This window comes from Empedobacter sp. R132-2 (assembly GCF_030324375.1).
GTDB lineage: Bacteria > Bacteroidota > Bacteroidia > Flavobacteriales > Weeksellaceae > Empedobacter > Empedobacter falsenii_B.
On the sequence record NZ_JACAGG010000044.1, the window covers coordinates 1 to 16,536 of the forward strand.

The following is a 16,536-nucleotide window of genomic DNA, read 5'->3' on the forward strand; positions in this document are numbered from 1 at the left end:
ATCTTTTATGACTTGAATAAGATTTGTACCGAGTGAACTCATTTAATAATTTAGTTTTAGTAAGGTTGCGTACAACGGTTTCGTGTATGAGCAGTAGCGGATTTGAAAGTACAAACCTTTCAGTTTAGCACAAAGCTTATTAAAAGCACAGACCTTGATTTTACCACTTCACCCGCTATTGCTTATACACAATGTTGTGCGTTCGCCCTTTATTTTCAGTCGGTTTAGTCAATTTTCAAAGGTAGGATTTTTTGGGGTAGGGAAGGCACTCTCTCTTGCAAGTTTTGGTCAAGCGTTGGCTGGTGCGACTTGCAAGAGTGTGTGCCTTTGGGGCGGATTAACTGGCACAGCAACTTAATTTTGATACGTCTTTTCCGAAAGTTATTGCTGCTAATTTTATACCTTCTCCCAAAGTCAAATAAGGGTAGAAACTGTCTGCTAAGTCTTTCACTGTTATTCTGTATTTGATTGCCATACTTAATTGTTGGATGAGTTCTCCACCTTCGGGTGCGACTACTCTTGCGCCTATAAGTTTGTCAGTTTCCGAGTTACGAATGAGTTTGATGAAACCCCTTGTGTCGTTGGCTGCTATGGCTCTCGGTACGTCTTTCAATTCCAATTTTGACACTTCAAACGGAATGCCTTTTGATTCTGCCTGTGCTTCATCTAAACCTGCCCCTGCAATTTGTGGGTCAGTAAACACCACCCAAGGTAAAGAAGAATAATCGGCTTTATTATCTGTTCCTGAGAACGCATTTTCAACGGCAATTTTACCTTCAAAAGCGGCTGTATAAACAAATGCAGGGGTGTTGGTTACGTCACCTGCTGCGTAAATGTTAGGTAGATTGGTTTCCATTTTTTCATTCACAGCGATATGTCCGCTTTTGGTGAGTTCCAAACCAATGTTATCTAACCCTAATTGGCTTGTATTGGCTTTTGTGCCTGTGGCAATTACTACCTTACCTTTTTCTATAATTTGCGTAAATGAACCGTCAGGACATTTACAGTGAATGATGGTTTCATTCGCTTGTTTCTCGAATTTCACGGCTCTGAAATTAGGTAAGATTTCAATGCCTTCTTTTCGCATTTGGGTTTCCAATGCTTCACTGATGTCTGGGGTTTGTGTCCGTAGAACACGGTCGGTAAATTCAATGATTCGGACTTTAACGCCTAAACGATTGTACGCCATTGCAATTTCCAAACCTATGTAACCTGCTCCCATAATGGTCAAGCTTTCGGGTTTTTCTTCCAAGTCGAAAAGGGAAACGTTGGTCAAGTAGTCAATTTTGTCCAATCCTTCAATAGTCGGAATGTTGGTCGTAGCTCCCGCAGCAATTAAAAATTTGAGGGCTTTGTATTCCTTGCCGTCAACCAAAATGGTTTTGTTGTCTTTGAATTTTGCCCAACCTTTTAGCATAGTCAGGTTTTCAAAATCGCTTACCACATCCATATATTTTTTCTCTTGAAGTGTGGCTACTAATTTTTTCTTGTCTTTGATGATTTGAGCAAAATCAATATCAACGCCTTTTGGTCGGATGCCTTCAAAGTTGGAATGTGTAGCGTGATAAGCCGACTCGCCTGCACGAATAAGATTTTTAGAAGGCACACAACCCACGTTGACACAAGTACCACCAAAGTCCAAACCACCGTTTACCATTAAGGTCGTTAAACCTAAACTTTCGGCTTTTATAGCTGCCGAAAATGCAGCCGAACCGCCACCGATAATGATTAAATCAAATTGATTATTCCTACTATTTCCATTTTCAGAAATTTCACTTTTTACACGATAGTTTTTTGTGCCGTTAATGGTATTGATGATTTCTTCTTTACTTGTTTTGGTAGGGTCAAAAGAACATTCACAAGTAGCTTTTGGATAGCTCACATTTGCTTCTTTTACACCTTCGTTTTTGGAAAGTAGTTTTTCAATGCCTGTGGCACAATGGTCGCAGGTCATACCTGTGATGTCTAGTTTTATTATTTCTTTGTTCATAATGATTTCTCTTTTTGATTTTCCTTAATGATTTCGGCTTTATAGCCTGTCTGCTCAATAACCTTGATGATAGCGTCAGGATTTGTTTTCTTTGGGTCGTATTGGATGGTTGCCAAATCGCCCGGATATTCCACTTTGTGTTCAATAATGCCGTCCACTTCTTTGAGGGCATTTGAAATATGGTTGGAACAACCTGCACAAGTCATTCCCGTGATTTTCAGTTGCAGGGTCTTACCTTCTTGCTGTGTTGTATTTGCTGTTTGTGCTTTATTGTCAGTCGGTTTGCAACATTGTGCATTGAGCTGAGCAATTCCAATTAGGAACAAAGCACTCAATAGAATTAAATTCTTTTTCATTGTGTAATTATTTAATTAAGTTCTTAAATACAAAAGGCAAAAAAATACTATTTCTTGCCAACCACTTTGTAACCTGTACCGTTGATGGCTTCTTCAATTTGAGCGATACTCACTTTGGTTTGGTCAAATTCTACTTTGGCAATCGCTTCTTCATAAATCGCATCTACCTTAACAATGCCTGGCAATTTGTTCACATCATTTTCTACGTGTGAAGCACAACCATTGCAAGTCATTCCTTTTACATCAAAAGTTACCGTTTGGATGTCAGAAGCATTGACGATTACAACTTCCTTGTTGTCGTTTGAAGGATAGAAAATGTGTGCATAGTTTGGAAAAGCGAGCATCAAGGCTGCAAACACGGTTACAATTCCCAAGAATGTTTTGGTCTGCATAAAGGGTTTTTTTTCGTCTTCTTCGCAATCACATTGGATTTCTTCGGCTGTTCGTGGTTTGAGTTTCTGATACCAAGCAAAGCCCAATACCAAAACGGTGATACCGATTAGATAAGGTCTTGCTGGTTCCATCCATGAAAAGGTAGATGCCACTCCTGAAGCTCCTGAAATAAGAGCCAATACAGGTGTAATGCAGCAAAGTGATGCTGCTACTGCCGAAAGCACACCCGCTCCGACAAGTCTGTTGTTTTTCTTGTTCATACTGTTTCCTTTTTTGAATTGTTTATGATGTGTTTAAAAAATGGACGAAGTAAAGTAAGTTGCTCCTGTTTCAAAGAGTAGAAAATGGTTTGTCCTTCTCTTCTACCTTCAATGACGTTTCCGTCTTTTAGTTTTCTGAGGTGTTGCGAAACGGCAGGGATGCTCATTCCGAGAATGTCTGAAAGGTCGCAAGGACAAAGTTCGTTTTCTTCTTCTAAGAGAAATAAGATTTTTAACCTTACTTCGTTTCCTGCCAATGCTAAAAGTCCACTCAGTTGACTGAATGCCTTGTCGTTGGTTTGAAGTATTTCTCTACAATTGTCTATTTGAACCTTGTCGGCAAACACACGGATACACGATTGATTGTTTTCCATAATTTCCTTGTTTAGGATTTAATAACGCAGCAAAAATACAAATAGTTTTCTTATTTAAGCAAATGCTTAATTATAGTTTTTAACAATTCTTCTTTGTCAGCGGTGGGTGATTTAGCTCTTTTGGTTTTTTAGCGTTGGCTTTGAGTGTCGGAAAAACCAAATGTGCTAAATGTGCGGTGGGTTTTTAGGGTGACGCACAACGGGAAACGCATTGGCGAAGTGGCGGATAAATTGAACCGAAAGTTCAATTTAGCAGTGACGTAGCCGATGTGTTTCCACAGAAGCTAAATTATTAAAAAAAAGCTGAATGTGGGACACATTCGGCGGAATAAAAAGCACAAAAGTTGAATTTTGAACTTAACCCGCCATTTTGCCAATGCGATGTTATGTGAAGGAATTTTTAGTATCTTTGTATTCAAATAATTCACATTTTATGTATTTCAGCAAGCCTTGGTAATTAAAAATTAAAGTAAATGATTAAATCGTCTTTTTTGAGATGATTACTTTTTAGTACGTTAATTTTTAATTTAAAATAAGGTAATAATGAAAAATATAAAACCTTTAACTTTTCCGTTTAATTCGGAAAATAATACATCTATAAAGCAAAGTCTTTTTCAATTTCGAGAATATTTTGATTCTTCTACAATTGTTGGTTTAGGCGAAAACTCACATTTTATAAAAGAGTTTTTTAAATTCAGACATCAAGTTATTGAGTTTTTAGTAACTGAATGTGATTTTGACACCTTGGCATTTGAGTTTGGTTTTTCTGAAGGATTAGAAGTTGATAAGTGGATAAAATCACAAATTCCATTCGACGATTTGGATAAGTTACTGTCACACTTTTATTATCCAAATGAGTTTAAAGATACTTTGCTATGGCTTCGTCGGTATAATCAAGACAATAATAATCAAATTACCTTTTTGGGTGTTGATATTCCTAAAAATGGAGGTTCTTATTTTCCAAACTTTCACATTGTGTCTGATTATTTACAAAGACTTTCAATCGTTTCTTCTGATGTCTTACAGAAGATTTTAAATCTTGCTGAAAAATTTGATTTCTATTCGACTTCTCAGCTTGCGTTAAATTTATCGCTTTTTGACGAAGCAGAACATAATGAATTAAAAGCATTGCTATTAAAAGTTTACATTCGTTTGGTCACTCTTCAACCAAAACTGGAAAGTTTAGAGTTTCAATCGATACTTCATCAAGTTAAAGGCTTGATTTATATGAATTATAATGCTGATGCTATGGAAAGCTTCATTACTGAAAAGGGAATTGAGGGAGATATGGGAGCAAAAGACCAGTATATGGCAGAAAGTATTGATTGGTTTTTGAAAAATTCACTTGGTAAAAAGATTATTTTAGTTGCCCACAATGCTCACATTCAAAAAACTCCGGTCGATTTTGACGGATTTATTAGTTGTTATCCAATGGGGCAAAGACTTTCGATGACTTTTGGAGAAAAATACAAAGCATTTGCAATAACTAATCTACGTGGAGAAACTGCCGCATTGTATCCTGATAATGATTATCAATTTGGTTTTAGGGTTGATAAATTTCCACTTGATTCTCCAGAGTCGGATTCTGTTGAATTTTTTATGCAGGAATTATCAGGAAAAGAATGCTGTTTAATAATCAATAAAAGTAAGGAATTAAAAAATTGTAGTAAGATTCGTTTTGATTCTATACATCTAAAAACTGAAATAGTAGATTCTTTTGATGGGATTTTCCTAATAGAAAAATCAACTGTTTCAGAAATAGTGGATTGAGAATAATGTAAATTTGATTTCGAAACGGTACTTTCTTTTTTGGAGGTGCCGTTTTATTCTTTCACATAACGGTTTGGGTATTTGCGATGGCACGGCATTTGAAAACCGTCAGCCGAAAATATGCACAAAAGTTGATAGTAGTACAAATGTTCAATTACTTCCGTCAGTCGTGCTATTGCAAATACCATGTTAGCGGGTCGTTGTTCTATGTCAAATAATAATTGTTTATTCATTAGTCTATAATAACATTCTTCCCTTGTTCTCTAAGTTTTTCCAGTCCATCTTTCATAGCTTTAATCTCTTCAAGGGTATGTCCGTGCCAACCGGTTACTTCTCCAACAACTTTAAAAGGATGTTTCGAACGATAGGATTTTGTGGGATTACCAGGAAATTTTTTGTCCGTTACGTTGGGGTCATCTTCTATGTCGCCTGTTGCTTCTACTAAATAAATCCTTTCACGTCCGTTGCCCAAAGCAAGTTCTGCTCCTAATATTGCAGTATTCAGTGTAGCCGAAACATAAATATGCTTTAATATTCTGTTTTCTTCATAATTACTGTTGAAACCTACTTGAATGAAATCGCCAATTTTCAAGTCAGCCTTTGTTCCGTGAAAATAGGTTTGAGCAAACGGTGTAGGAATATGAAGTACGGCTTTATCTTCTATTTTGGTTGTGTTCATAGTTATTTCTTATTGTTTCTCGTTTACTTTTTCAATTTCTTTATTCATCAACTCCAATGCTTTGTGGAAGTATTTTTCTAAAATGTTTAATTCATCACTATTGAATGACACAAAAAGGTCGTGTGTTTTGTTTTGGTAGTTACTATAAAATGGTGTAACCAACTTTGTTATTCTATCAATATTGGGAACTATGATTATTTTCCGCCTGTCAGTTTTGTCGGGCTGTCTTTTTACGAGTTTTTTGTTTTCAAACCGGTCTATTAGCCCTGTAACCGAACCTGTTGTTAACCCTGTAAGTAGGGCAAGTTCACCTGCTGTCATTTGACCTTTTTGAATTAAGAAACCTAAATATTTATGGTCAGTGCCAGTCAGTCCAATTTTTCTACCAATGCTTTCGTGCATTTGAATAGATGTGTAGGCATAAAGTTGGCTCAATTTCCTTAAGTTGATGATTTTTTCTTTGACAGGCATAAATCTTGTTAACCATTTATCTTGACAACAAAGATAATATATTTTTTTGGTAGTTACCTAAAATGTTTGATTCAAAATTTAAGGATAGTTGATTTTGGTTTGTCTGTCAGGGATGGGTGTCGCTCTACAATGCCCGCTAACATAGTAATTTACGAAGTAAATAATAGAAAAGTTTCGTGAAATATTCCCTATATCCGTATTTCGTGTAATTACTTTGTTAAAAGTAATAAATTCTTTGATAGTCTATATTATCTAAATAACATTTGTATGAATAGCGAGGTTTTTATTTAAAATTTTTAAATTCTCAATCATGGATCACGAAACTCTACAATTGATACTTTATTAATCTATTTCATTACTTAACATAATTCTTATTATCTACCTAAATAATTTAGATTAAGTAATTGACTTTGTGTAAGTGCCGTTTTGGATAAATGATTCTGAGCTTGAAAATGCTCTGAAAACCGCATTTTTACGTTCAATGAACATATCCAAAACGGTCAAAAATAAAGAGTAAATCATCTCTTCTATAATGATAGTAAATCGACTTTTATAGAAGAGATGATTGTATATAAATTAAAAAATAACCAGGTTATCATTGTATTTTTTAATCTGTTTTTTGATAATAGAATCATACCAGGGCTTTTCTATATAACCTTTTTTATTGACTTGGTAGCCATCTTCAATTAGTAAAAGTTTACCAATAAATGCTTTAACAAGTGGATGATCTGGTCGATGAACCATCATAGATTGTACTATTTTATAATTTTCTTGATCCATTTCTCCGTTTTGAATATTAAACTCTAAAAAGAAACCTACGCTGACGTAATTATTATTTTAATGAGTTAAAATTACAATAATTATTTAATATATAATATAAATACATATATTTGTATATAGATATAAACGTATATACGTATTTATGAGTAAAATTATTACAATAGCCCATCAAAAGGGAGGTGTAGGAAAGAGTACATTAGCTCTTAATCTTTCTTATAGGTTCAGTAAAGATGTCAAAATAGCTTTAACTGATGTAGATCCTCAAGGTACTATTATGAATCTTCAGTCTATAGTTGAAGATTTTGATATCATCAATTTTAAGACGATGAAGAAACTTAGAGACTCGGAATACGATGTAGTTTTTATTGATAGTCCTCCTTATATTATCGATACAATTCAACCAATATTTGAAGAATCTGATTTTGTTTTAGTTCCAACAAAAGTTGGAGTTCCAGATATCATGGCAATTTCTACAACTATTGAATTAATCAAGAATGCCCAAAAAAGGAATAAAGATTTGAAAGCTGCTATTGTTTTGAATATGTTGAAACCAAATGTAAAAATTAAGGAACAAGCTATTGAGCAATTAGAAAAATACGAATTACCAATTTTGTCATCTATTCACGATAGAATTTCTTACGGTAGTTCTTTTTTAAATGGAGGAGTTATGGGAACTAATGATTCTCAAGCAAAAAATGAAATCGAAAAGTTGTCTAATGAAATTTTAAATATGTTGTAATGGAAAATGCTTTTGATAAATTAAAAAATATTCAAAAATCTAATCCACCTAAACAAAAAGTAGTTCAGGTTAAGGAAAGTAAGAGAGATAATGAGAAAAGTTATATGCTTTGGTTAAATAAAGATTTATTAAAAGATTTAAAAAAGAGAGCAATTGAAGAGGATTCTAACATGAAAGAAATCATAGAGAAGGCTTTAAATCAGTATTTAAGAAAATAAAAAGTAAATACGTATAAATGTATATACATTTATACGTATTTACTTTTTTACTAATTCTTCGAAATCATCTTTTATAAATTCCCAATATTTCCCCCTTAAACAAATTGGATCGAAATCATCATCAGCTATTGAAAAATTTGTCAAATTGTGATGAATTAATTTAGGATCATGGCTATATGGATACCGTTTCTCATGGAGTTTAATCATTTCTGAAATATCGTATTTGTCTAGTAACTCATGTAAATCCCAAAAATCTTTCTTTCGTCCACCTCTTTGAATTACATCAATTTTCATTGCAATAATTTCATCAATTGAAGCTAATCTAATATTATCAATTACAATTTCATTTGTAATGAATGGATCAGTATAAAATATATCAAGTTTTACAGAATTATCTTTATTATCTCCAATGGTATAAGATTTTCCAAATGCAGGAATTAAGTCAGAGTTAAAATCAAGATAATTGAATTTTGAAAGAAGAAAATTTTCTATTGTGTCAAAATCAATCGAACCATATTCAATATCTGAGAATAAATCAATATCAATTGAAATTCTATGACCTAATTGTAAACTTAATGAAGTTCCTCCAACTAATCTAAAACCTTTAAATATATCAGAAACCATCAGAGTTTCTAAACTTGATTTAAGAATTGGATTGACTGTATTATAAAATAAAGCACTCATAAATTAAGATTCTAAATGTAGATTAATTGGTAGAGTCGAGGAAGAATTTAAAGCTTCAATAATTTTTTCATTACCATAAAATCGAATTATTTCACTTTTCTCTTCGTTATTCCCTCGTTCAAAAATCCGTTTAATAATTACTTTATAATTTTTAATCCAATTTAGCTTATCAAAATCTGTATCCCAAAATAATACTTTTCTTATTAAAGAAGTATTTGGTGTGCTCTTTTGTAATTTTTCTTTCTCTTTATTTATATCAAAATATGTCTGAAGTAAAACAAGATCGCCTTCATTTATATTTAATTTATCTTCAATTTTCAACGCTAGAGAAATAGGTAAACTTCTCTTTCCTTTTATGATAGCATTAAGCGTTTGAGGATGTTCCCCAATACTTAATGCAAAAGGACGTTGTTTTATAGCTCGTTTTTTTAATTCACGATCTAATACAATACCTGGATGAATTCCTTTATATTTTTCTGAAATTGAAATCATATACAAATATAAGCAAAAATGTTTACAATTTGTTAATTGTATATACGTATAAATGTATTTATTTAAATACGTATGTATTATTTAAGATAAATTTCTTCAAACTTTTTTTCTACTTTTTTCTTTAAAGCACCTATTATAAATCCTTTTCTATTGTCTGCATAAGAAGAAGGCTCTCTAATTTCTGCTAAGAAATCTAAAGTTTCTTCTTCTGAAAAGTATTTATAAACTGATTCAAATAAATTTAAATTATTATTAAGTTCTCGTTCAGTAAACTGAAAATTATGAGTTAAGTAATCTTCAATGTTTTTTGGAATAAACCAACGATTTGACATTTTTTTGTTCAAGTTTTGTTTCTTGATATCTTCGTCTTCAAATTGTGGTTGGTAAATTGGAACGAAATGTATTGATGTAATTTTACGTCCTGTTTTTATTGTCTCATAATGGAAAGTATATGGAGAACATTTATCAAGCTCTTTTTTTGCAGAGACAATAACATATTTTATAAAATCTTTATTTTCTTTATACTTATCTGTAATACCAAACATCTCTTTCAATTTTTCTATAGAATAATTTATTGGTGTTTTTTGAGCTGAAAACAATTCATAAAATCTCATAGCATAAATGCTTTCAAATTGCATAGCTACCTTTAATTCATATTTTCTATATCCTTTCGAAAAATCCATTAAAGCTTGATAAATGAAATCTGCCACATAAAATGTGACATTCTCAGTACGAGTTTTGTTAATTTCTACATTAAAAACAATACCAGCACTTCTATAAACATCTTCATCTTCGTATTCAATAATTTTTTGTTGCAACCCTTTCAAGGCTTTTTTTATTCTTGAGTGATTTTTATCTGTTTTACTATCCTCTGTTGTCAAAAAAGCAGAAATAGGCATTACATATTCTTTAGATTTGAATAGAGTAGAATTGACTTGATATCGATCACTCAGTTTCTTACCTTCAATCAAATTTTGATTAAGCTCTATAATTCGATATAAAATCCTTTTTTCATAAACACTGAAGTCATACTTAGCAGTAGTAAGAATATAAGATTGCAAAACTTCTTTGTTCTTTATGGTTATACTCATTATAGTTTTAATTAGGAGTTGATGAATACAAATATATTAAAAAGGAGTTACAAAAACAAACTCCTAATTAGTATTCAAAAACTCCTAGTTGACATACATATTAGTATTCAAAAACTCCTAGTTAAGTATTCAAAAACTCCTATTTAGATATTTCTAAATGCTCGCAATGTATTGTATTATAGATATATATACGTTTTTTATCGAAAGTCGATAAGTTATGTTATATAAGTTATGTTATAATTAATACAAAAACATAGTGTTTTTAGTTTTTAAGGATTCATTTTTCTCTGAAAAATTGACTTTTAGGAGTTCGCTTGAATTGTACTGTTTTCGTTAGAGTGGAAAAACAAAAACAAATTGACGTGACTTTTTTATGTGCACCAGGGGGCGGCGCGATTTTTTTCAACTTCAATAGATTTTATCTATTAAACATTTGATTATTAGATTTTTAACTGTAATTTTGTCAGTCAATTTAATGTATAATCGTTAAATTTGGAAGCGAAACGATGATGAACGACTTCTTTTGAGGTCGTTTTTTTGCGTTTTAAGCGATGTTTTGTTTTTTATATAGAATTCGTTGGAAATTTACTGATAGTCTATTTATTATGCTAAGAAGTACATTAGGCATGATGTTTTAGCTTGCAGAAACAAATGATTTTGAATTCATTCTTTATTATGAATAGATTTTTTTAGATGGAAAAATCTATCAAAATTGAAAAAGCATATAGTAGAATATGGATTTATTTTTTGCGTTATTTTTATCTTTATAACTAATTCAATATTTGTGCTTATTCATTATATTTTGTATCTTGCCTTAACTGAATTTATAAAAAGGAGTTTTTTAGATCTGAAAAAATGATGGAGAATAAGTTTGAAAGCAGTAGTTTAGCTTAATATTTTGTGCAAGATGTACCTTTAGCAATACAAAAAGCTTAAAATCTACCATTTCATTCCGATTTTATCTTTTCTTGTGCTAATCAGGTTCTCTTGTTTTGTTCCCTTAATCGGTCACAAAAGTTTCCATCTTCGATGGATCATTTTATTCTAAAATGCTTCTCTTGAAACAAAGTTTCAATTCATTTTTAAAGGTATTTTTATAGATGAAGTCGTTTTTTTTTAAGTTTTATTTCTTGTATTATGGATGAAGAAATCAATTGGGAAGATTTTGTAAAGAAAGAAGAACTTCGATTTGATCGAAGTCAATATGGAAAGCTTGGAGGACGACCTAAAAAGGAAGCGTCAGATAAAAAATCGAAATCCATTTACATTCGTGTATCAGAAGAAGAATTTGCTTTATTACAGAAAAAAGTAGTCTCTTCTGGACAGAATCAAAGTCAATATTGTCGAAATGTTTTATTGAAATCAGGAGTAGTTCCTGCTATTCAATCAGCAGGAACAAATAAAGAATTACAGCAATTTCGAACACATTTTAGTCGAATTAGTAATTATATGAAGTTCAAAGATCCTCTTTTGAATTTAGAAGTTATGAAAGTAATTGAAAAAATGAATCGTTATTTAGATGATCGGAATAGGGAGAACCACTAAAGGAAGTATAAAGGCTATTGCTTATGCTTCTCGTGAAGAGAAGGCAGAGCAGAAAGCTTTTGCGACAGAAATTAGTCGTAATGGTCTTGTAGGAGAGAATGCTCGTGCTATTTATCATGAACTTATGGCTGTGGCTCATCAAAATCATCGTGTAGCTAAACCTTTTTATAATGTGGTTTTATCTCCTTCAGCTGGACATACACTTAATTGGACGTTGGAAGATTGGGAAAAGTTAGTGGATGATTTTTTAAGTAAAAAGGATTTAGTAGTTAATCAGCATATTGCTTATTTACATCAAGATACAGATACTTCTCATTTGCATTTAATTGTAAATCGTATTGATTTTAATGGAGAGAATAAAGTAAATCAACGATTTATAGGTATTCAAACCAGTACAGTAGCCAATGAATTAGCAAAAGATAGAGGTTGGGAAACGGTATTAGAAGAGAGTAAGAAAAAAAGTGATCAGCAAATTCAATTGTACGGAAATGTGTTGATGAATGGACTTAAAGAGAGTTTTAATTTTGAGGATTTATCGACTAATTTAAAAGAATTAGGGTATGGATTAAATCTTCAATTTGATCAAAATGAACGATTAAAAGGCTTGAAAATTTTTCAATTTTCGGAAGTTTTAGAGAATGAAAAACGAAAACAAAATAGGCAAAAACCTAAAAATTATGGCGTTAAATTTAGTGAGCTTTCACGTGGACATGAGAGTTTTAAAAAACTAAAAGCGGTTAATTTACAGGTGTTTTTAGAACAGAAAGCAGAGAAAGCAAAGCTTCAACAGGAGCAAGAAATAAAACCAAAAAGAAATTTAGGAAGAAGATTTTAAAATGAATTAAACTTATGAATGAGAATAATAGACCAAAAAGTCCAGGAGAAATTTTAGCTGCATTGAGTGCTGAAGGTAATAGAATAGAACAGTTAACGAAAGAAATTGATGAAAAGATTTATGCTTTTTATGGGGTTCAAAAGCAGTTTATTGAGAATGGTAATTTAATTACAGCTGAACAGAAAAAGGTTTTAGATGATTTAAAGAATTATAAATTGCCTGAAATCTCATTGGATGCTTCTGCTAAAAAGCAATTTGAAGAAGTAAAGCAGTATGAGAAAAATATACGTAAAAAGGATCGTACAATTCCATATTTAATTTTAATCATCTTTCTTTTGACAGCTACTTTTGTCTATTTTTTTAATCAAGATTTACGCGTTAAAAAGGAGGTCAAAGAAAATTTAATCAATGAAATTTATTCAAAAGGGGATACTATTGTTCCGAAAAAAGACTTTGATCTATCGGTTAAAAATATCAATATTATGAATGAATGGATTAAGAAAAATCCAAAGGATAGTGAAAAGTTTATTAAATTCTTCAATGAAAAAAAATAAAGGGATTTAACTCCAAAAATAAAGGATAAAACTGCTGTATTTTGGTGTAACAAATTGTTTTTCTATTTAAACGTTTAAGGAGAGTGCGTAACGTAAGTTATTTAGTAATAATTGTTTAATTTTGTTGTGTACCATTTTTGTTTTTAGCCAAGCTAACTTTTTGATATGTCTTAACAACCCAATTTTTAGGTGGTCGTTTTTCTAGATTCATATGGTCAAGTTTACCAGATTCTCCATTCTTACACTGGAAGTTTAATTAGTAGATACAAAAACATGAATGTTGTTTTTTTGTTTAGTTGAGAAACATAGATTTCTTAAAAAATACGATTTCATCCATAAAAAAATAGCCAATCGAAGTTGACTATTTTTGTTTTATTAATTGTTTTGAATTATCCTTCAAATACAACACCTTCGTAACAAGCATTGTAGATCGCTTTCAGCTCATCTAACGTTGGTTTGCGTGGATTGAAACCTGTACAAGGATCTGCTAAAGCATTAGCCGTAATATAATCGATGTTTTTGTCCCAATCTTCTTTCGAGATTCCAAACTCTTTAATCGAACTGATGTTGTTCACTTCGGCACGTAAAGCTTCGATCGCTTGTGCTAAATCTTCAGCCGTTTCTTTACCAATAATTTTTGCTAAATCCGGAAAACGTGGCGATACTTTCGCGTTATAACGAATTACGTTTGGTAAAAAGATCGCGTTGGAAGCACCGTGAGGAATACCATACAACGCACCTACTTGGTGAGATAATGAGTGAACAATTCCTAACCAGGCATTATTAAATGCCAATCCTGCCATGAAAGACGCATCGTGCATATTTTGACGAGCTACGATATTATTTGGATTTTTCACCGCTTCTGGTAAATTTTTGAAAACGATTTCTAATCCACCTTTTGACAATACATCTGCATAATTGTTATCGATATTAGAAACATACGCTTCTACACAATGCGTTAATGCATCAAGACCTGTGTTTGAAGTAACATGTGCCGGCATTGAAGCGCATATTTCACCATCTACAATTGCGATATCTGGCGTTAATTCGTAAGAAACGATAGGATATTTAACTCCTTTTTCTCTATCTGTAATTACAGCTAATCCTGTTGTTTCTGTACCCGTTCCACTTGTTGAAGGAATCGCAATAAATTTAGCTTTGTTGCGTAAAGTTGGTACTGTAAACGGAGTCGTCATCGCATCAAAATCTGCATCTGGATGCTCGTAAAATACCCACATCATTTTTGCCGCATCAATCGCTGAACAACCACCCAAACCTACAATCCAATCCGGTTCGAAAGAACGCATAACTTCAGCACCTTTAAAACTAGTTGCAGAAGACGGATCTTCCTCAACACCATCAAAAATTGTAGTTTCTAAACCTGCTTCTTGCAAATAAGCCACTGCTTTATCCAAGGTTCCGTTTGCACGCATAGATTTACCACCTGTTACGATAATCGCTTTTTTCCCTTTGATATTTTTTAATTCTTCTAAACTTCCTGCTCCGTGGAATAATTCATTTGCAATAAATAATTTGCCCATTTTGAATATCTTTTTTTTACAGGGACAAAATTATTCATCGAAACAGCCTCAGTTGTTATCCATTTGCGACTAATGATTATACTTTTGCGCAAGTTGTTCTTGAAGCTGCGTTGGCGTCATGTGTAATTTGGCTTTTACAAACTTATTGAACGCGGCGGGCGAGTTGAAACCTAAATCCAATGCAATCTCTTTGTTGGAAATGTCCAAAAACATCAATTGGCGTTTAATCTCAGTAAGTAAACGATTATGAATGGCATCAATGGTAGTTTCTTGACAATATTGTTTGGTTACGGCATTCAATTTTTTTGGTGTTACGAATAGTTTTTCTGCGTAGAAGGATACATGTCTTTCTTCTTTAAAATGTTCGTTCAACAATTTTTTGAAAGCGATGTATAGATTTTGGTTGCTCGATGGTTTACCAATGATCGGATGCTGACCATGCACCGATTCGATTAATTCAAGCAAAAAAGTTTTGATATAAAAACGCGCTTGTTCTTTTTTAATCTGACTCGGTTGTTCGTAAATCTCTTTTACACGCTGAATGGTCAAAAGACTTTCTTTATATTCTTTATTGGCTAACACCGTACAATTCAGTTGATGCGAAAGATTTACGTTGTAAGCGCTCAATTCATTTTTCAAGATATCAGAGCAAAATAAAACTTCTTCAAAAAGGATGATTGTACCGCTAATGTTATTACTAAATGATTTTATAGAATGCACCTGACCAGGAAATACCACTGAAATTTTCCCTGCTTTCAATTGATGGGATTTGTCTTCAATCATTAATTCCATTTCTCCAGATTGTACCAAAAGAATGAAAAAGTGATTTTTCTTGTGCGGTTCTTGATACGATAAAAGGAGCTTTTCTTGAATATCTACCACACGAAAAGACAAGTTTCTATCTTCGTTTTTGTTAAGATATTCTTCTATTTTTAGCGTTGTCATGTACGTTCTTAATTCTTTATTTTGAATCGTTTATTTTCTTAAACACTAAAATTATAGTGGTTTTTTAAGGAATTACTACTCAAAGAATAATTCCTCTAATCAGTGAAAGTGTAAAACGATCAAGCATTTTCAAGTTGCAAAAATACTGGTTTTATAATAATTCATTGTCAACATTTTGTTTACGTTTGGACTGATGTGAATTTTGTTACCTCATTTTTTATAATACAATAATTTAAGATATTTCATTCAGAAAGTGCATGAAGTTTATATTTATTGCAACTTTACAGGGAAATTTCCATTTAGAATTAATACAATTCAAAAAGATAATGGGTACGGGTACGAATTTCAATCAAAATTTCATTGGCATGTTCAAGATTTAGGTATGAGACACCTATTTATAAAGGTAGGTACACCTCAGTTGAATGGGAAAGTTGAACGATCTCATTTGACAGATAAAAGAGAGTTTTATCAACTTTTAAACTACACAGATGATATGGATTTAAATCTGAAAAAGAAGAATGGGAAAAATTTTATAATTTCAATAGACCTCATGTTACATTTAAAGGAAAAACACCTTATGAAATACTAAAATCTAAACTAAAATAATTATATTTAATGTCTACGAGGTTATGAAGTACGACATTCCTATCAAAATATCTGCTAAACATAATTGATATTCTAAAACATAAAAAAGCCTCCTTATTGGAGGCCTTATATTTATATTTCTATTTTACATAAAAGCTGTTATAGCTTTTACTGAACCGAAGTTGTACGCTGTCTTTTATTCTTTACATAAATTTTCTCTAAGGATTTGTCCAA

Annotated in this window: 18 protein-coding genes and 1 pseudogene; 7 read left to right on the forward strand and 12 right to left on the reverse strand. The window is 32.0% G+C overall.

The genetic code is table 11. The annotated features are described in order from the left end of the window. Positions 1-337: 337 nt before the first annotated feature. Genes merA through HXZ69_RS13995 form a run of 4 tightly spaced genes read right to left on the reverse strand, consistent with a single transcriptional unit; the run spans position 338 to position 3,373 of the window. Positions 338-1,990, reverse strand: a complete 1,653-nt coding sequence (gene merA, locus HXZ69_RS13980; protein ID WP_286494568.1) for a mercury(II) reductase — start codon at positions 1,988-1,990, stop codon at positions 338-340. Further along, the gene (locus HXZ69_RS13985) at positions 1,987-2,346 is read right to left on the reverse strand and encodes a heavy-metal-associated domain-containing protein (RefSeq protein ID WP_027375686.1); all 360 of its coding nucleotides are present in this window, start codon (positions 2,344-2,346) and stop codon (positions 1,987-1,989) included. Before HXZ69_RS13985 ends, merA begins: the two co-directional genes overlap by 4 nt. A gap of 47 nt (positions 2,347-2,393) precedes the next feature. Continuing rightward, the gene (merTP, locus tag HXZ69_RS13990; protein WP_027375685.1) at positions 2,394-2,999 is read right to left on the reverse strand and encodes a mercuric transport protein MerTP; all 606 of its coding nucleotides are present in this window, start codon (positions 2,997-2,999) and stop codon (positions 2,394-2,396) included. Next, complete coding sequence (locus HXZ69_RS13995) at positions 2,996-3,373, reverse strand: ArsR/SmtB family transcription factor (RefSeq protein WP_027375684.1); 378 nt, start codon at positions 3,371-3,373, stop codon at positions 2,996-2,998. Before HXZ69_RS13995 ends, merTP begins: the two co-directional genes overlap by 4 nt. A gap of 543 nt (positions 3,374-3,916) precedes the next feature. On the opposite strand from HXZ69_RS13995, the gene ere(D) reads away from it, so the two are divergent. Next, positions 3,917-5,143, forward strand: coding sequence for an EreD family erythromycin esterase (ere(D), locus tag HXZ69_RS14000; protein ID WP_017686219.1), 1,227 nt, complete (start codon positions 3,917-3,919; stop codon positions 5,141-5,143). A 232-nt stretch (positions 5,144-5,375) separates the two neighbouring features. On the opposite strand, the gene arr is transcribed toward ere(D), so the two are convergent. From arr to HXZ69_RS14015, 3 genes are all read right to left on the reverse strand, one after another. Continuing rightward, on the reverse strand, positions 5,376-5,822 hold the full coding sequence (arr, locus tag HXZ69_RS14005; RefSeq protein ID WP_010257556.1) for an NAD(+)--rifampin ADP-ribosyltransferase: 447 nt from the start codon (positions 5,820-5,822) through the stop codon (positions 5,376-5,378). Positions 5,823-5,831: 9 nt separating this feature from the next. Further along, positions 5,832-6,293 (reverse strand): MarR family winged helix-turn-helix transcriptional regulator, encoded by a 462-nt coding sequence (locus tag HXZ69_RS14010; RefSeq protein WP_010257559.1) that lies wholly within the window; start codon positions 6,291-6,293, stop codon positions 5,832-5,834. 576 nt (positions 6,294-6,869) lie between these two features. Further along, the gene (locus HXZ69_RS14015; RefSeq protein ID WP_125350711.1) at positions 6,870-7,073 is read right to left on the reverse strand and encodes a hypothetical protein; all 204 of its coding nucleotides are present in this window, start codon (positions 7,071-7,073) and stop codon (positions 6,870-6,872) included. 142 nt (positions 7,074-7,215) lie between these two features. On the opposite strand from HXZ69_RS14015, the gene HXZ69_RS14020 reads away from it, so the two are divergent. Beyond that, positions 7,216-7,812 (forward strand): nucleotide-binding protein, encoded by a 597-nt coding sequence (locus tag HXZ69_RS14020; protein ID WP_125350712.1) that lies wholly within the window; start codon positions 7,216-7,218, stop codon positions 7,810-7,812. Next, the gene (locus tag HXZ69_RS14025; RefSeq protein WP_125350713.1) at positions 7,812-8,030 is read left to right on the forward strand and encodes a ribbon-helix-helix protein, CopG family; all 219 of its coding nucleotides are present in this window, start codon (positions 7,812-7,814) and stop codon (positions 8,028-8,030) included. The genes HXZ69_RS14020 and HXZ69_RS14025 overlap by 1 nt, the downstream gene beginning before the upstream one ends. Before the next feature lie 39 nt (positions 8,031-8,069). On the opposite strand, the gene HXZ69_RS14030 is transcribed toward HXZ69_RS14025, so the two are convergent. The 3 genes from HXZ69_RS14030 to HXZ69_RS14040 all read right to left on the reverse strand — a co-directional run bounded on the left by HXZ69_RS14030 (position 8,070) and on the right by HXZ69_RS14040 (position 10,267). After that, positions 8,070-8,714 carry a nucleotidyl transferase AbiEii/AbiGii toxin family protein gene (locus tag HXZ69_RS14030; RefSeq protein ID WP_125350714.1) on the reverse strand — a complete coding sequence of 215 codons (645 nt, stop codon included), beginning with the start codon at positions 8,712-8,714 and terminating at the stop codon, positions 8,070-8,072. 3 nt (positions 8,715-8,717) lie between these two features. Continuing rightward, a complete protein-coding gene (locus HXZ69_RS14035; protein WP_125350715.1) occupies positions 8,718-9,206 on the reverse strand; it encodes a helix-turn-helix transcriptional regulator in 489 nt (162 codons plus the stop codon). A gap of 77 nt (positions 9,207-9,283) precedes the next feature. Further along, the gene (locus HXZ69_RS14040) at positions 9,284-10,267 is read right to left on the reverse strand and encodes a replication initiation protein (RefSeq protein ID WP_353655967.1); all 984 of its coding nucleotides are present in this window, start codon (positions 10,265-10,267) and stop codon (positions 9,284-9,286) included. Positions 10,268-11,434: 1,167 nt separating this feature from the next. Here HXZ69_RS14040 and HXZ69_RS14045 point away from each other — a divergent pair. From HXZ69_RS14045 to HXZ69_RS14055, 3 genes are read left to right on the forward strand one after another with little or no spacing between them, the layout of a single operon-like run. Then, positions 11,435-11,842 (forward strand): plasmid mobilization protein, encoded by a 408-nt coding sequence (locus HXZ69_RS14045; protein ID WP_125350717.1) that lies wholly within the window; start codon positions 11,435-11,437, stop codon positions 11,840-11,842. Further along, on the forward strand, positions 11,817-12,677 hold the full coding sequence (locus HXZ69_RS14050; protein ID WP_125350718.1) for a relaxase/mobilization nuclease domain-containing protein: 861 nt from the start codon (positions 11,817-11,819) through the stop codon (positions 12,675-12,677). The genes HXZ69_RS14045 and HXZ69_RS14050 overlap by 26 nt, the downstream gene beginning before the upstream one ends. 14 nt (positions 12,678-12,691) lie before the next feature. Continuing rightward, the gene (locus tag HXZ69_RS14055) at positions 12,692-13,231 is read left to right on the forward strand and encodes a hypothetical protein (RefSeq protein WP_125350719.1); all 540 of its coding nucleotides are present in this window, start codon (positions 12,692-12,694) and stop codon (positions 13,229-13,231) included. Positions 13,232-13,620: 389 nt separating this feature from the next. On the opposite strand, the gene HXZ69_RS14060 is transcribed toward HXZ69_RS14055, so the two are convergent. Both HXZ69_RS14060 and HXZ69_RS14065 read right to left on the reverse strand, forming a co-directional pair. Further along, entirely contained in the window at positions 13,621-14,772 is a 1,152-nt protein-coding gene (locus HXZ69_RS14060) for an iron-containing alcohol dehydrogenase (RefSeq protein ID WP_125350705.1), read from the reverse strand. A gap of 69 nt (positions 14,773-14,841) precedes the next feature. Continuing rightward, positions 14,842-15,717, reverse strand: a complete 876-nt coding sequence (locus tag HXZ69_RS14065) for an AraC family transcriptional regulator (protein WP_125350706.1) — start codon at positions 15,715-15,717, stop codon at positions 14,842-14,844. A 289-nt stretch (positions 15,718-16,006) separates the two neighbouring features. On the opposite strand from HXZ69_RS14065, the pseudogene HXZ69_RS14070 reads away from it, so the two are divergent. Continuing rightward, a pseudogene (locus tag HXZ69_RS14070) lies at positions 16,007-16,323 on the forward strand (integrase core domain-containing protein); the annotation flags it as partial. Positions 16,324-16,536: the final 213 nt, after the last annotated feature.

Coding starts and splice junctions, on each gene's coding strand:
- merA (WP_286494568.1), bottom strand. CDS start 1,990: ATGAACAAAGAAATAATAAAACTAGACATCACAGGTATGACCTGCGAC.
- HXZ69_RS13985 (WP_027375686.1), bottom strand. CDS start 2,346: ATGAAAAAGAATTTAATTCTATTGAGTGCTTTGTTCCTAATTGGAATT.
- merTP (WP_027375685.1), bottom strand. CDS start 2,999: ATGAACAAGAAAAACAACAGACTTGTCGGAGCGGGTGTGCTTTCGGCA.
- HXZ69_RS13995 (WP_027375684.1), bottom strand. CDS start 3,373: ATGGAAAACAATCAATCGTGTATCCGTGTGTTTGCCGACAAGGTTCAA.
- arr (WP_010257556.1), bottom strand. CDS start 5,822: ATGAACACAACCAAAATAGAAGATAAAGCCGTACTTCATATTCCTACA.
- HXZ69_RS14010 (WP_010257559.1), bottom strand. CDS start 6,293: ATGCCTGTCAAAGAAAAAATCATCAACTTAAGGAAATTGAGCCAACTT.
- HXZ69_RS14015 (WP_125350711.1), bottom strand. CDS start 7,073: ATGGATCAAGAAAATTATAAAATAGTACAATCTATGATGGTTCATCGA.
- HXZ69_RS14020 (WP_125350712.1), top strand. CDS start 7,216: ATGAGTAAAATTATTACAATAGCCCATCAAAAGGGAGGTGTAGGAAAG.
- HXZ69_RS14025 (WP_125350713.1), top strand. CDS start 7,812: ATGGAAAATGCTTTTGATAAATTAAAAAATATTCAAAAATCTAATCCA.
- HXZ69_RS14030 (WP_125350714.1), bottom strand. CDS start 8,714: ATGAGTGCTTTATTTTATAATACAGTCAATCCAATTCTTAAATCAAGT.
- HXZ69_RS14035 (WP_125350715.1), bottom strand. CDS start 9,206: ATGATTTCAATTTCAGAAAAATATAAAGGAATTCATCCAGGTATTGTA.
- HXZ69_RS14045 (WP_125350717.1), top strand. CDS start 11,435: ATGGATGAAGAAATCAATTGGGAAGATTTTGTAAAGAAAGAAGAACTT.
- HXZ69_RS14050 (WP_125350718.1), top strand. CDS start 11,817: ATGATCGGAATAGGGAGAACCACTAAAGGAAGTATAAAGGCTATTGCT.
- HXZ69_RS14055 (WP_125350719.1), top strand. CDS start 12,692: ATGAATGAGAATAATAGACCAAAAAGTCCAGGAGAAATTTTAGCTGCA.
- HXZ69_RS14060 (WP_125350705.1), bottom strand. CDS start 14,772: ATGGGCAAATTATTTATTGCAAATGAATTATTCCACGGAGCAGGAAGT.
- HXZ69_RS14065 (WP_125350706.1), bottom strand. CDS start 15,717: ATGACAACGCTAAAAATAGAAGAATATCTTAACAAAAACGAAGATAGA.